Here is a 13,218-nt window from a genome sequence, read left to right as displayed (position 1 = left end):
ATGAGACGCACCACGACAGTTTGTGTGCTGGTGGGCCTGGGAATGTCAGCATCACTGCATGCTGAGGAAACGGCTGATTCCCCCATGGCGTTGCCCGCCTTGGCCGCCTCTACCGAGCAAGTGAGCGTGGTAGGGGTATCCTCCGGGGGATACATGGCCAGCCAGCTGGCGGTCGCCTGGCCGGAGCGTTTTAGCGGTCTGGGCGTGCTGGCCGCCGGCCCTTGGGGCTGCTCACAAGGCTCGCTTAGCCTGGCCTTGAACCAATGCATGATGACGCGCCGGGGGTTGCCCGATCTCGACCAACTGGAGCAGCGGCGACAGGATTATGCCGAGCGCGGCGAAGTAGGTAGCCGAGAGGCGCTTAGCCAACTGAAGGTCTTCATTTGGCACGGCGAGAATGATCCGGTGTTCGACCCCAGGTTGAGCGATGCATTGGCGGAGCAGTTTTCCACCTGGCTGGATGCGTCCGGCGAGCAGCTCAAGGTGGTGCGAGATGAACAGGCGGGGCATGGCTGGCCGGTACGCCTGCCCGAAGAGGAAGCCGTATCGCCCGAGATGCTAGGCGACTGCCAAGAAGGTGGGGGAAGTCACGTTTTATCCTGCGGCAAGGATATTGCCGGCGACATGATGGAGTGGCTGCATCCTCGGAAAGAGGCGCAAGATCCTCAGCAGGATGGCGAATTACTGCGCTTTGATCAGACGGAATTCGATGCCAAGGGGCTGGCGGATGTGGGTTATCTGTTCATACCGCCGGGCTGTGCCGACGGCGATTGCGGGGTAACGCTAGCGCTACATGGCTGCCAGATGAGCCATGAACAGATCGGTGAGACCTTCGTGCGTCACAGCGGCTTGAACCGTTGGGCGCTTGAGCATGAGCAGGTGGTGCTTTATCCCCAGGCAACCACCACCCTCGGCAACCCCCAAGGCTGTTGGGACTGGTGGGGGTTTGCCGAAAGCACCTGGCAGATAAGTCCCTTGCATGAAACACGCAGCGGGACTCAAATCGAAGCCTTGATGGCCATGCTGTCGCGTCTGCAGGAACCCAGCGAGGCGTTATCGCAATAGCGTTGCTTCAACCTTCCAGCACGCCCTGAAGCGCTGAAACCAGGGTGTGGGGGGTGGGCGAATACAGCACTCGCTGAAGAAGCTTGCCCTCAGGGTTGACCAGATATAACGAGGCGCTGTGGTCGATGGTGTATTCCATGGACGACTCAGGCGTCTCGACCCGCCGCCAGATCACTCCGTAGCGCTCGGCCAGTTCTTCAAGCTGCGCCTGACTGCCGGTAGCTCCGATAAATTCCTCGCCGAAATAACCCATGTACTCTTTCAGGCGTTCCAGTGTATCGCGCTCCGGGTCGACGGAAACCATCACCGGCACGACTCTTTCACGCTGCTCGGTGCTCAGTTTCTGTAATGCCTGACGCTTGACCGACTGATTCATGGGGCAGATGTCGGGGCAGTAGGTATAGCCGAACGAGAGCACGGCGATCTGATCGTCGGTCAGCTGGGTCAGTGAAAAATCACCCTGAGTGGACGGCAGCTCTACCGGCCCGCCGACGATGCCATCATTGGAAGAAGAGGTTAGCTGGTGGTCGTACCAGGCAATGCCGCCGAACGCCATCAATACAAGTGTGACGGCGCCGATTCCCAGGCCGAGTGTTTTTCGTGACATCGTTAACTCCGGGTTACGTCGAAATCGAACCAGCTGCCCATCTTGCCCTGTGGGGTATCGATAATCACACGGGCACGCCAAGGCATGACTGCCTGAGTGCATATACCCACTTGCCCGATCCCTGAAAAAAGATTGGGCGCGGCATTTTCAAGCGGGAAACGGTGCAGGCCCATGTCCATGTCACGTCCCACGAAATCCACTTCGGCAGAGCTTGCCTGGATGTCTTCCAGATGCAGGTTCAAGGGCAGGGGTTGTAGCGCCTCGATATGGCCCTCCGTATCAATGGCCAGGGAAATGCGACCGTGCTCACCCAGCGTCGCCGAACAGGGCGCTTCATGCAAATTACACCCCGGCTGGGCAGGAAACCAGGTTACGTGGGTATCGTCACGTAGCCAATGGGTGAGTAAATACCAGCCGCTGACGGCAAGCGCCAGGCAGGTGAGTAACGTCAACAGCCGTAGGATGGGATAGCCTGGCGAAGAGCCGGCGGATTCCGGAGAGGTGTTCATGGCAGAATAAGTGTCTACGCAAGTGTGGCGGAAAGTGTTTTCCATACTAGCAGCATTTAGCGTGAAGCCCCTGTGCCGGGATGTCGCAGAACACGAGGAGGAATAACCTAATGGGAAGTGTTGCGGATGCGTTGGGGCCACTTTTCCTGCTGATTCTACTGGGTGCCTTGCTGGGCCATTGGCGCCAGCCGAGTGCCACTTTCTGGCCGCAGATGGAACGCTTGATCTATTTCCTGTTGTTCCCCGCCATGCTGGTGTCCACCCTGGCCACTGCCGACGTCAATCAGGTGCCGGTAGGCCGCTTGGCATTGGTGCTGTTGGGCGCCATTCTGCTAGGCAGTTTCTTGCTGTGGTGGCTGCGCCACAGGCTCGGGTTGGAGGCGCCGGCCTTCACCTCGGTGTTTCAGGGGGCGGTACGCTTCAATACCTATGTGGGCGTCGCCGGAGCGGCGGCCTTGCATGGTAGCTTGGGCGCCACCACTGCTGCGGTCGCGGTGGCTTTAATGGTGCCGGTGGTCAATGTGCTCTGTGTGGGAAGTTTTATCGCTGCCGGTACCCTGGGGCCTTCCAGTCTGGGAAAGAGCTTTGCCGCTCTGGCGCGCAATCCTTTGATCCTGGCCTGTATCGCAGGCATTGCGCTGAATCTATCCGGGGTGGGCTTGCCCGGCTGGAGCGGTGGTGCCGTGGAGCTTGTCGGTCGCGCAGCACTGCCGCTGGGGTTGGTGGCGGTGGGCGTGGCGCTGCGCCCGATGGCGCTGTTGCGTCTCGATCGCGGTCTCGTTGCTTCCAACATGATCAAGCTGGGCTTGATGCCGCTAATGGTATTGGTGCTGGCGTCGCTACTGGGGCTGGATACGGTCAGCCGCGATGTCGCCCTGCTGTTCGCCGCCCTGCCCACGGCCACATCAGCCTACATCCTGGCGCGTCAGTTGGGCGGTGATGCCGAAATGATGGCCGCCTTGATTACCAGTCAGACGCTCTTGGCCATGGTCACGTTGCCCCTCTGGCTACGCCTGGCAGGAGGATGAGAAGATCTAAATAAAAAACATTCGCATTATTGTTGACGAGTTGAATGAGAATTATTACAGTGTGGGTGTGGCGTTGGTGAGGCGCCACACGACCAGAACGGAACTTGCCAGTTTCTGTGATGGTTTCTCCCTCTCATTGCTAGTCACGGTCTTTTGCCGCCCTCCTGCAGGGCGGCTTTCTTTTTTATGCAATGCCCCAAGGCAGGTGCCCACCCTCGGTTCGGTGGACAGTGCTGCGCGCCTCATTGACGATCCAGTCATGCACCGCCAGAACCCGGGGGTCGTCAAGAGCGCCCGGGCTACTCACGATGCCGTAATGCATGCCGGTGGCGACCCGTTCGGAGAAAGGCGCAATCAAGGTGCCGCTTTCCAGCTCGCCGCTGATCAGCGTCTGACGAGCAATGGCCACGCCCATGCCGGCGGTCGCCGCGCCAATGGTCAGCTGGTTGCGGTTGAAGGTGTAACCGCGTTGGACGTTGACATGAGGAGCACCGATGGCTTTCAAGTAATACTCCCATTCGGCGTAGTCATGGCTGCCGCGCCAGGCCGTGACGTCATGCAGCAAGGGATACTCGGCCAGGTCCTCGGGGCGGCGCAACGGTGGGTGGTGGCGTAACAGTGCCGGCGAGCAGACAGGGAAGATGTATTCCTCCATTAACGGCGTGATCGAGAACCCTGGAATCTGACCATTGTTGAGGTCGATAGCCAAGTCAAAGTCGGCGTCGCGCAGCGAGATGGTGCTGTCTTCGGCGAGCAGGTGCAGTTCGATATCGGGAAAGCGTGCCTGCAGTCGTGGCAAGCGCGGCATCAGCCAGCGGGCTAGAAAAGAGGGCACGCTACGCAGCCGAATGATGCCGCTCATCACCCCGGAGCGCAGCCGTTTCACCTCGAGCTCCACTGCTTGATAGGCTTCATCTACCACGGCGGCCAAACGGCTGCCTTCTTCGGTCAGTTCAAGTTGGCGCGGGCGACGCCGGAACAACTTGAAGCCCAGCCGTTCCTCCAATTGCTTGATCTGTTGACTGATGGCACCAGTGGTGACATTCAATTCCTCGGCGGCGCGCGTGAAGGACAGGTGCCTGGCGCTGACCGCGAAAACCTTTAGCCAGGCGTGAGTCTGAGCGTTGAGATGACGGTTCATGGTTGAGTTCTGCTAAAGCGTGGAAAAGATATTATCGATTGTGCCTAGTGCAACGTGCGTTGAATATAGCGTCAACGCCTATTTTAGGCACCTGACCATCTTGATATGCCTCCTTATGATTTAAGCGAGCTCATGCATGGCAGACAAATAGAATTGATGGCGACGCTCGATGTCGTCTTGGAGCAAACGAGATGTCCATTAGTGTATTCGATCTGTTCAAGGTCGGCGTTGGACCGTCGAGTTCGCATACGGTAGGCCCGATGCGCGCTGCTTACGACTTCGTGGCAGCACTGCGCAACGCCAACCTGCTGATGCGTGTGACAAGAATAGAGGTACAGCTGTTTGGTTCGCTCTCCGCCACGGGCCTTGGCCATGGTACCGACCAGGCCGTGATCATGGGGTTGATGGGAGAGCGCCCCGACCGTATCGACCCGGCGATGATCACGCCCGTCATCGAGACGTTACAAACCACCCGAACCTTGCAACTCGATGGCCACCTGGCGGTTCCCTTTGACTGGCGCCGGGATATGCAATTGCACGAAGAGAGCCTGCCGCATCACCCTAATGCCATGCGCTTGGTCGCCTACAGCTGGGATGGCGAACTGTACCGCAACACCTATTATTCGGTGGGTGGTGGCTTCGTCATCGATGAGGCGCAGGCCAGTACCGGTGAGCTTGATAGTGATACCACGCCACTACCGTATGACTTCAATTCGGCGGCTGAATTGATGAGGCTTTGTCGCCAGCATGGTCTGCGTATCAGCCAATTGATGATGGCCAACGAAATGGCCTGGCGCAGCGAAGCCGATGTTCGTGCCGGGCTTCGGAAAATCTGGGAAGCCATGCAGGCTTGCGTGGAAACCGGCCTTCAGCATGACGGTGTTCTGCCCGGCGGACTCAATGTGAAACGCCGGGCAGCATCATTGCATCGTCGTTTGCTGGTCATGGAGGAAGATACCAGCGTCTTTGCCTCGACATTCTCGGCCATGGACTGGGTCAATGTCTTTGCGCTGGCGGTAAACGAGGAGAATGCCGCCGGGGGGCGTATGGTTACCGCCCCTACCAATGGGGCGGCAGGCATTATCCCGGCAGTCTTGCACTATTACATGAAATTTCATGGCAATGCCCGAGAGGAAGATGTGGTGGATTTCCTGATGGCTGCCGGCGCCGTGGGTATCCTGTGCAAGAAGAATGCGTCGATTTCGGGAGCCGAGGTAGGGTGTCAGGGAGAGGTCGGTTCGGCTTGCGCCATGGCCGCCGCCGGGCTTGCCGAGGTGCTTGGGGGTAGTGTGGGTCAGGTCGAGAATGCCGCCGAGATCGGTCTCGAGCATAACCTGGGGCTGACCTGCGATCCGGTGGGAGGGCTGGTTCAGATCCCCTGTATCGAGCGCAATGCCATCGCGTCGGTGAAAGCGATCAATGCCGCTCAGATGGCCTTGCGGGGCGATGGCGAGCACTTCATCTCGCTCGACAAGGTGATTCGCACCATGCGCGATACCGGTGCCGACATGCAGGATAAGTACAAGGAAACGTCGCGTGGCGGCTTGGCGGTCAATACCATCGAGTGCTGATAAACCTGGATTCATGGAGTGATTGCAGCACTCGAGGCTGACAGAAACGCCGTTTTCAGTCGGTACGCTGGTAGATCAGGTCCCATACACCGTGCCCCAGGCGTTCACCGCGCGCTTCGAACTTGGTGAGAGGACGAAAGGCAGGGCGCGGCACATAAGGGGCGCTCGATGCTTCGGCGGTATTGGTGAAGCCGGGGGTAGCGTCCATGAGCTCCGCCATCCACTGGGCATAGGCTTCCCAATCGGTGGCCAGATGAAAGTTACCGCCGGGCTTCAAACGCGTCCGAATCAACTCGACGAAGGCCGGTTGCACGATACGCCGCTTGTGATGCTTCTTCTTCGGCCAGGGGTCGGGGAAGAACAGCTGCAATGTATCGATCGAACCTTCCGGCAGGCACTGCTCAAGCACCGCCAAGGCGTCTTCGCGATAAATGCGCAGGTTGGTCAGACCGCGCTTGTCGGCTTCATCGAGCAACTTGCCCACGCCTGGGGCATGTACCTCGATACCGATGAAATCGGTGTCAGGGTGGCTTTCGGCCTGCTCGATCAGCGAATTGCCCATGCCGAAGCCGATTTCCACTACACGTGACGCCCGGCGCCCGAACAGGCCATCAAGGTCCTGTAGGCCGTCGGCAAGGCTGAGGCCCAGGCGTGGCCAGATAGCATCGAGCCCACGGGTTTGGGCTTGGGTCATGCGCCCGCCACGGATCACGTAGCTTTTGATGCCCCGCCGATGCAGCGGGGCAGCCGAGTTTTCCGGGCCGCCGCTATCTTTTGCAGTAGCTTCTTCGTTACCGACGTTGTCGTGTGGTTCTGTCATGAGTTCTCGGATAGCGTGGAGTCGGGTTCAGCCGTTGATACGACCGGCAAAGGGAGAAGAGGGTTCGGCACTCTGGCGGCGCGGCATCCGCCCGGCGAGAAAGGCGTCGCGTCCGGCCTGTACCGCCAGCTGCATGGCGCGGGCCATACGTAGCGGCTCACGCGCATGGGCGATGGCGCTATTGAGCAGAACCCCGTCGCAGCCCAGTTCCATGGCCATGGCGGCATCTGAAGCGGTACCGATACCCGCATCCACCAGCACCGGCACGCAGCTCTGTTCTACGATCAAGCGCAGGTTATGCGGGTTCTGGATGCCGTGACCGGAGCCGATCAACGAGCCCAGCGGCATGATGGCGCAGCAGCCCATGGCTTCCAGTTCCCGCGCCACAATGGGGTCGTCGCTGGTGTAAACCATGACATCGAAACCATCGGCCAGCAGGGTTTCGGCGGCTTTCAGAGTTTCCATGACATTGGGGTAAAGAGTGGTTTCATCACCCAGCACTTCCAGCTTGACCAATTTATGGCCATCGAGCAGTTCGCGCGCCAGGCGGCAGGTGCGTACCGCATCCTTGGCGGTGTAGCATCCGGCAGTGTTGGGCAGCAGGGTATAGCGGCTGGGCGGCACCACATCCAACAGGTTAGGCCCCTCGGCATCTTGTCCCAGGTTGGTGCGGCGCACGGCAAAGGTGACGATTTCAGCGCCGCTGGCGGCAATCGCTTCGCCGGTTTCCTGCATGTCCTTGTATTTGCCCGTGCCCACCAGCAGCCGTGAATGAAAGATTTGGCCGGCCAGTGTCAGTGGGCTGTCGTTGAACTGTTGTGTCATTGAACGTTTCCTCAAGATAAAGCCGGTAGCTTAACCACCGCCGATGGCATGGACGATTTCTACTTGGTCACCGTCGCGAAGAGGCGTTTCGGCCAGCTGACTGCGTGGCACGATCTGCTCGTTGACCTCCACGGCGATACGGCGACCGGTCAGCCCGAGCGTCTCGACCAGATCAGCCGCCGTGGCAGCGCTGTCGACTGCATGAGGTTCGCCGTTGAGTTGAATCTGCATGGCATCCTCGCAAATGAAATGAAAACGCCCCTATTGTAGCGGTTCAGACAAGACCAAGGTATGGCGAAAGGGTAATAAGACAATGCCAACAGGAGAGACAATGATGCGTGACAAGGCATGGTGGGCGGGCGTGGCGCTTTCCGGAGCGGTCATGGTGGTCGCCGGCGCTTATGCGACCCATGGGTTGGCATCACGTGCCAGTGCCGTCATGGTCGGGGTGTTTGAAACCGGTGTGCGCTATCAGGCTTGGCATACCCTGGCGATGCTTGCGGTGTTGGCCTGGCGTGCGTCCATGCCACTGGCGGGACAGCGATGGGTATTAGGGCTATGGACACTGGGAATGCTGGCTTTCTCCGGGTCGCTTTATGCCATGGCGCTGGGGGGGTGGAACCTTGGCCTGATAACCCCGTTCGGTGGGGCGTTGTTGATCGCCGGCTGGCTTTGTCTGGCGTTTGTTGCGTTAACGAGTAATCGCTAGCTCGCTTTCCGGCAGGGCATAGGTGGCGGTGATGTGAGCAACCGGGCGATCATCATCCACGCAAAATAGCTGAACTTCGCCCACCGCCAAGCGGCGGCCGAGCTTGATCACTTTAGCCTTGGCGATCATGTCACGATCCCCCGGCGCTGCCCGCAGAAAATGGCAATTAAGGTCGGTGGTCACCGCCATGGCGACAGGACCGATTTGCGCCAAAATGGCCACGTACAGGCAAACATCGGCCAAGCCCATCATGGTGGGTCCGGATACCCGTGAGCCTGGGCGCAGATGTGTGTTGTTAATTGCCAAGCGCATATTGGCATGCATGTCGTCACCGACACTTTCGATCTTGCCCATTCGCTGGGGAAAGACCTCGTCCAGAAAGTGCTCGATTTGCTCGACAGTCATCATGGTCATTGGAATTATCCTTGGATGATGGTGCGGTTGTAAGCATCCGTTAACGTTAACGTAATGGAGCATAAATAAAAAAGCCCCGGGGTGCGAGCCCGGGGCTGAGTCGTGCAGTATTGGCCGCTTACTTGGCCTTGTGTACTTGGCGCCATTCGTGGAGCAACGGCTCGGTATAGCCGGAAGGTTGTTCGCGGCCTTTGAAGATCAGGTCGCTGGCGGCCTTGAAGGCGGTGGAGGCGTTGAAATCGTCACTCATGGCGGTATAAGTCGGATCACCGGCATTCTGTTTGTCGACCACCTTGGCCATGCGCTGCAGGGTCTCTTCGACGCGCGCTGCGTCAACGATGCCATGGTGCAGCCAATTGGCGATGTGCTGGCTGGAGATGCGCAGCGTGGCGCGGTCTTCCATCAAGGCGACGTTGTGGATGTCGGGCACCTTGGAGCAGCCCACGCCGTGTTCGACCCAGCGCACCACATAACCCAGGATACCTTGGCAGTTATTGTCGAGCTCCTGCTGAATCTCGTCATCCGACCAGTTGGCGTTTTCCGCCACCGGCACGCTAAGCAGGTCATCCAGAAGGTCCGACTCGCCCTGGTCTTCCAGTTCGCGCTGAACCTGTGCCACGTTGACCTGATGGTAGTGCAGCGCATGCAGCACGGCGGCGGTGGGTGAAGGTACCCAGGCGGTGTTGGCACCGGCCTTGGGGTGGCCGATCTTCTGCTCCAGCATGTTGTGCATCAGATCCGGCATGGCCCACATGCCCTTGCCGATCTGGGCGCGGCCACGCAGCCCGCAGGCCAGACCGACCAGAACGTTGTTGCGCTCGTAGGCCCCGATCCAGGCGGCGTTTTTCATGTCGCCTTTGCGGATCATCGGCCCGGCTTCCATGGCGGTATGCATTTCGTCACCGGTGCGATCCAGGAAACCGGTGTTGATGAACACCACCCGTGACGCCGCTTCGGCAATGCAGGCCTTGAGGTTGACCGTGGTGCGACGCTCCTCGTCCATGATGCCCATTTTCAGGGTGTCACGCTGCATGCCCAGAATGTCTTCGACGCGCGAGAACAGTTCGTTGGCGAAGGCCACTTCCTGGGAACCGTGCATTTTGGGTTTGACGATATACACCGAACCGGTACGCGAATTGCGCGGCTGGCTGGCATCCTTCTTGAGGTCATGCAGGGCGAGCAGCGAGGTCATCACTGCATCCAGAATCCCTTCCGGCAGTTCGTTACCCTCGGCATCGAGTACCGCCGGCGTGGTCATCAGATGCCCTACGTTGCGCACGAACATCAAGGAGCGGCCGGGCAAGGTGACGCTACCGCCATTGGTGGTCTGCCAGATACGGTCGGCATGCAGCCGGCGTGTGCTGGTCTTGCTGCCTTTTTCGATCTGCTCTTCGAGATCGCCTTTCATCAGGCCCAGCCAGTTGCTGTAGACGCCCACTTTATCCTCGGCATCCACGGCGGCGACGGAGTCTTCGCAATCCATGATGGTGGTGAGCGCGGCTTCCGCGACGACATCCTTGACGCCCGCCGGATCTGTCTTGCCGATCGGATGAGACGGGTCGATCTGGATTTCCAGATGCAGGTCGTGGTTGGCCAGCAGGATGCTCTCGGGCTTGGCAGCGTCGCCGGTGAAGCCGATCAGCTTGCCCGGATCCTTGAGGCCGGTTTCACGCCCGCCTTCCAAGGTCACGATCAAGTGCTCGTCGCGCAACACATACTTCACGGCATCATGGTGCGAGCCGGTGGCCAGCGGCACGGCACGGTCAAGCACGCCTCGCGCGTAGGCGATGACCTTTTGGCCGCGCTTGGGGTTGAAGCTGGTGCCTTTTTCGGCGCCATCGGCTTCGGAGATGGCATCGGTGCCGTAAAGAGCATCATACAGGCTGCCCCAACGAGCATTGGCAGCGTTCAAGGCGTAGCGAGCGTTGCTTACCGGAACCACCAGCTGGGGACCGGCCTGAACGGCGATTTCACGGTCGACATTGGTGGTAGTCGCCGAGACATGTGCCGGTGCTTGGACAAGGTAACCGATCTTCTTGAGGAAGGCGCGATAGGCCGGCATGTCTTGCACGGGACCGGGGTTTTCGCGATGCCAGGTATCGAGCGCTTCTTGCAAGGTGTCGCGGGTTTTCAGCAGTTGTTGATTCTTGGGCGTCAGGTCATGGAAGAGTGCATCCACGCCGGCCCAGAAGGCTTCGGGATCGACGCCGGTGCCCGGCAGTGCCTGTTCCGTGATGAACTGATCCAGCTCGGTGGCCACCTGCAGGCGATGGCGAGAGATACGTTGGGACATAGAGGGCTCCTCATGTTCGTCGGCGGTCGGCTTGCGCCTATCGCAGGATAAGCGGTAGTGGCATCACTCAACCGGCATGCCACGATTTTGTGGAAAATACTTCCACATGTAAACCCGAAGATCAAGATCCCTGCCCTAGACATAGGGTTAACCCAACGCCAACCCGGCCCGTTGCCATCGGATCGAGCTACGCCATTGCCGACCTGGCTAGCCCGGAAATTGCACCATAAATGAAAAAAACGGCTGAAAATCGGTTATTATTCAAGAGCCTACGCAAAAATCAACCGCAACAGCCACCATGACGAAATGTATCACGCCGACCGCCTCGTTTCCACGCTACAAGGGCCGTGAGATCACCTCCGATGGCGCCGCACTCCTGGGGGCGCCGGCTTGACCGGCCCCCAGGAGTGCGATTCAATCGAGCGTCCTGACTTCACCCGCCAAGAGGCACTGCCATGGGCGCCACCCCGGATCGCGCGACTGTCCTCGAGTCCTTTGCCACCACGGTCGTGCCGCTGGCCCTCCCGACTTTACCTGCTGCTTCAGAGCGCGGCAGCTATTCTATGAACCCGAGATATGAGGGAGGCAGTGTGATCCAGGAAAATAACCATAGCGGGCATCAACAGGCGGTGATCGCGCGGCAAGTGCGGCGCCGGGCCCCGGGAGCAACCGGCATCCTCGATGCTTGCCTGGGGGAAGCGGCATGAAGCCTCTTTCGAGCACAGGGTTTGCGATCTTCGGTGCGGCGCTGGTCGCGATCAGTTACGGGCTCGCGCGCTTCGCCTTCGGGCTCTTCGTACCCCCCATCCGAGACGAGCTGGGACTCACGCCATATGTGATCGGCATCATCGGCGCGCTGCCGCTCATCAGTTTCTTGCTGGCCACGGCGATCGCGCCGTTCATCACCGACCATCTCGGCGCCCGCAACACGGCGGTGCTCTCCGGGGCATTCGGCGTCGGCGGCCTGACGATGATCAGCCAGGCCGCCGACGCGCTGCTGCTGGGCGTGGGGGTGTTCGCGTGCGGTATCTGCACCGGCCTGATGATGCCCGCGCTCACGGCCGTCATGCAGGCGTTGGTGAAACGCTCGATGCACGGACGCGTTAGCTCGATCATGAACGCGGGGACCAGCATCGGCGTGATCGTAGCCGTACCGACGGTGCTATTCCTGGCCGACGCCTGGCGTTTCGCGTACCTCTCCTTCGCCGTCCTGGCGGGCATCGGCCTGATTGCCGCCTGGCTCTTCCTGCCCTCCGTGTCGCGGATCGCGCCGGGGAACGCCGCGCCGCCGCCCCCGATCAGCGAGCTGCCATGGTCGCGCCTCGTCAGGCTATCGCTGTTTGCCTTCGTGATGGGTTTCGTCTCCTCTGCGTACTGGATCTTCGCGCCCGACCTGGTGGTCACCCTCGGCGGCCTTCCGTCCGGCACCACCGGCTGGCTATGGCTCGCGGTGGGCATCGCCGGCCTCGGCGGTGCCGTGGTGGCCGACCTGGCTGATCGTAACAATCCTCCCATCACCCAGGCCCTGATGCTGATGATGTTGGCCGCGAGCCTGGCGCTGCTGGCGGCGAGTCCCGGGCAGTCGTTGCTGGCGGTCTTCTCCGCACTGGTCTTCGGCCTGGCCTACATGAGCCTGACGGGGCTCTACCTGATGACCGGCATCCGATTGTTGCCGGGCCGGCTGTCGATGGGCCCGGTGCTGCCCTTCATGGCGGTATCGCTCGGGCAGGCGAGCGGCTCACCGGTCGTCGGCGGGCTGGTGAATGCCTTCGGCTACGCCGACGCGTTTGCCATGTTCGCCGCGCTCGGCATCCTGGCGGCCATCCTGTCGCCGTTCTACCCGGGCCACATAGCCCAGGCCGATGAGGAAGAAGAGGAGGATGCCGGCCTCCAGGCGGCGTACGATCATCAGCTCCAGAACGAGGAGGGCGAGCCGCTGGAGGAGCCCGCCGAGGATGAGGTGAAGAAGCCGGCCGTCCACCCGTAAGGGCGGCACCGGCAGGAGTCGGGGAAAGGCCCCGGTGAGTCAAGGCCTGTCTGGCTATTACTTCGGTGCAGCGCTGCCCGCCGACCATCCACTTCACCAACCGCTCCGAGGCCAACGATTCACTGGAGTGTCGCAACTGTCACGACGAGGGGGCATGGACTTTACCCGCCACAAGGGCATCGCCCACGAGCTTCCTGACATGGCGGGCGTCGAAGACTGGGAGTGAGGCTGCAATCGTTTCATGCCGTC

Annotated in this window: 14 protein-coding genes; 6 read left to right on the top strand and 8 right to left on the bottom strand. The window is 60.3% G+C overall.

Annotation, left to right across the window (positions count from 1 at the left end; all coding sequences use genetic code 11):
• The gene (locus LG290_RS15985; RefSeq protein WP_499835629.1) at positions 1–1,065 is read left to right on the top strand and encodes a prolyl oligopeptidase family serine peptidase; all 1,065 of its coding nucleotides are present in this window, start codon (positions 1–3) and stop codon (positions 1,063–1,065) included.
• A 7-nt stretch (positions 1,066–1,072) separates the two neighbouring features.
• On the opposite strand, the gene LG290_RS15980 is transcribed toward LG290_RS15985, so the two are convergent.
• Together LG290_RS15980 and LG290_RS15975 are read right to left on the bottom strand one after the other, a co-directional pair.
• Complete coding sequence (locus tag LG290_RS15980; RefSeq protein ID WP_499835628.1) at positions 1,073–1,672, bottom strand: SCO family protein; 600 nt, start codon at positions 1,670–1,672, stop codon at positions 1,073–1,075.
• A gap of 2 nt (positions 1,673–1,674) precedes the next feature.
• On the bottom strand, positions 1,675–2,181 hold the full coding sequence (locus LG290_RS15975; RefSeq protein WP_499835627.1) for a hypothetical protein: 507 nt from the start codon (positions 2,179–2,181) through the stop codon (positions 1,675–1,677).
• Positions 2,182–2,291: 110 nt separating this feature from the next.
• Here LG290_RS15975 and LG290_RS15970 point away from each other — a divergent pair, with 110 nt between their 5' ends.
• A complete protein-coding gene (locus LG290_RS15970) occupies positions 2,292–3,209 on the top strand; it encodes an AEC family transporter (RefSeq protein ID WP_499835626.1) in 918 nt (305 codons plus the stop codon).
• Between the two features lie 184 nt (positions 3,210–3,393).
• Here the strand turns inward: LG290_RS15970 and LG290_RS15965 are convergent, their stop codons facing one another.
• Positions 3,394–4,350 (bottom strand): LysR substrate-binding domain-containing protein, encoded by a 957-nt coding sequence (locus LG290_RS15965; protein WP_499835625.1) that lies wholly within the window; start codon positions 4,348–4,350, stop codon positions 3,394–3,396.
• 191 nt (positions 4,351–4,541) lie between these two features.
• Between LG290_RS15965 and LG290_RS15960 the strand changes: the two genes are divergently transcribed.
• Positions 4,542–5,921: an L-serine ammonia-lyase gene (locus LG290_RS15960; RefSeq protein ID WP_499835624.1), complete on the top strand. Its 1,380-nt coding sequence runs from the start codon at positions 4,542–4,544 to the stop codon at positions 5,919–5,921.
• A 55-nt stretch (positions 5,922–5,976) separates the two neighbouring features.
• On the opposite strand, the gene trmB is transcribed toward LG290_RS15960, so the two are convergent.
• The 3 genes from trmB to thiS are packed head-to-tail and all read right to left on the bottom strand — an operon-like array spanning position 5,977 to position 7,797.
• Positions 5,977–6,741, bottom strand: a complete 765-nt coding sequence (gene trmB, locus LG290_RS15955; RefSeq protein WP_499835623.1) for a tRNA (guanosine(46)-N7)-methyltransferase TrmB — start codon at positions 6,739–6,741, stop codon at positions 5,977–5,979.
• A 27-nt stretch (positions 6,742–6,768) separates the two neighbouring features.
• Positions 6,769–7,566: a thiazole synthase gene (locus tag LG290_RS15950; protein WP_499835622.1), complete on the bottom strand. Its 798-nt coding sequence runs from the start codon at positions 7,564–7,566 to the stop codon at positions 6,769–6,771.
• Between the two features lie 30 nt (positions 7,567–7,596).
• Complete coding sequence (gene thiS / locus LG290_RS15945; protein WP_499835621.1) at positions 7,597–7,797, bottom strand: sulfur carrier protein ThiS; 201 nt, start codon at positions 7,795–7,797, stop codon at positions 7,597–7,599.
• A gap of 103 nt (positions 7,798–7,900) precedes the next feature.
• On the opposite strand from thiS, the gene LG290_RS15940 reads away from it, so the two are divergent.
• The gene (locus LG290_RS15940) at positions 7,901–8,275 is read left to right on the top strand and encodes a DUF423 domain-containing protein (RefSeq protein WP_499837127.1); all 375 of its coding nucleotides are present in this window, start codon (positions 7,901–7,903) and stop codon (positions 8,273–8,275) included.
• Here the strand turns inward: LG290_RS15940 and LG290_RS15935 are convergent.
• On the bottom strand, positions 8,258–8,689 hold the full coding sequence (locus tag LG290_RS15935) for a PaaI family thioesterase (protein ID WP_499835620.1): 432 nt from the start codon (positions 8,687–8,689) through the stop codon (positions 8,258–8,260). The two genes, LG290_RS15940 and LG290_RS15935, sit on opposite strands and share 18 nt — an antisense overlap.
• 118 nt (positions 8,690–8,807) lie before the next feature.
• Positions 8,808–10,982 carry a malate synthase G gene (locus LG290_RS15930; protein ID WP_499835619.1) on the bottom strand — a complete coding sequence of 725 codons (2,175 nt, stop codon included), beginning with the start codon at positions 10,980–10,982 and terminating at the stop codon, positions 8,808–8,810.
• Between the two features lie 703 nt (positions 10,983–11,685).
• Here LG290_RS15930 and LG290_RS15925 point away from each other — a divergent pair.
• Positions 11,686–12,969, top strand: coding sequence for an MFS transporter (locus tag LG290_RS15925; RefSeq protein ID WP_499835618.1), 1,284 nt, complete (start codon positions 11,686–11,688; stop codon positions 12,967–12,969).
• A 34-nt stretch (positions 12,970–13,003) separates the two neighbouring features.
• A complete protein-coding gene (locus tag LG290_RS15920; RefSeq protein WP_499835617.1) occupies positions 13,004–13,195 on the top strand; it encodes a hypothetical protein in 192 nt (63 codons plus the stop codon).
• Positions 13,196–13,218: the final 23 nt, after the last annotated feature.

It is taken from the genome of Halomonas sediminis (genome assembly GCF_044871105.1).
In the GTDB taxonomy this organism is placed as follows: domain Bacteria; phylum Pseudomonadota; class Gammaproteobacteria; order Pseudomonadales; family Halomonadaceae; genus Vreelandella; species Vreelandella zhuhanensis.
The sequence above is the reverse complement of the archived record's forward strand: the minus strand, read 5'-3'. Positions and strand labels throughout refer to the sequence as shown.

Excerpts from the sequence above, each read along its gene's own strand:
- LG290_RS15930 (WP_499835619.1), bottom strand. The coding sequence starts at position 10,982 with ATGTCCCAACGTATCTCTCGCCATCGCCTGCAGGTGGCCACCGAGCTG.
- LG290_RS15925 (WP_499835618.1), top strand. The coding sequence starts at position 11,686 with ATGAAGCCTCTTTCGAGCACAGGGTTTGCGATCTTCGGTGCGGCGCTG.
- LG290_RS15985 (WP_499835629.1), top strand. The coding sequence starts at position 1 with ATGAGACGCACCACGACAGTTTGTGTGCTGGTGGGCCTGGGAATGTCA.
- LG290_RS15960 (WP_499835624.1), top strand. The coding sequence starts at position 4,542 with ATGTCCATTAGTGTATTCGATCTGTTCAAGGTCGGCGTTGGACCGTCG.
- LG290_RS15935 (WP_499835620.1), bottom strand. The coding sequence starts at position 8,689 with ATGACCATGATGACTGTCGAGCAAATCGAGCACTTTCTGGACGAGGTC.
- trmB (WP_499835623.1), bottom strand. The coding sequence starts at position 6,741 with ATGACAGAACCACACGACAACGTCGGTAACGAAGAAGCTACTGCAAAA.
- LG290_RS15940 (WP_499837127.1), top strand. The coding sequence starts at position 7,901 with ATGCGTGACAAGGCATGGTGGGCGGGCGTGGCGCTTTCCGGAGCGGTC.
- LG290_RS15965 (WP_499835625.1), bottom strand. The coding sequence starts at position 4,350 with ATGAACCGTCATCTCAACGCTCAGACTCACGCCTGGCTAAAGGTTTTC.
- LG290_RS15975 (WP_499835627.1), bottom strand. The coding sequence starts at position 2,181 with ATGAACACCTCTCCGGAATCCGCCGGCTCTTCGCCAGGCTATCCCATC.
- thiS (WP_499835621.1), bottom strand. The coding sequence starts at position 7,797 with ATGCAGATTCAACTCAACGGCGAACCTCATGCAGTCGACAGCGCTGCC.
- LG290_RS15970 (WP_499835626.1), top strand. The coding sequence starts at position 2,292 with ATGGGAAGTGTTGCGGATGCGTTGGGGCCACTTTTCCTGCTGATTCTA.
- LG290_RS15950 (WP_499835622.1), bottom strand. The coding sequence starts at position 7,566 with ATGACACAACAGTTCAACGACAGCCCACTGACACTGGCCGGCCAAATC.
- LG290_RS15980 (WP_499835628.1), bottom strand. The coding sequence starts at position 1,672 with ATGTCACGAAAAACACTCGGCCTGGGAATCGGCGCCGTCACACTTGTA.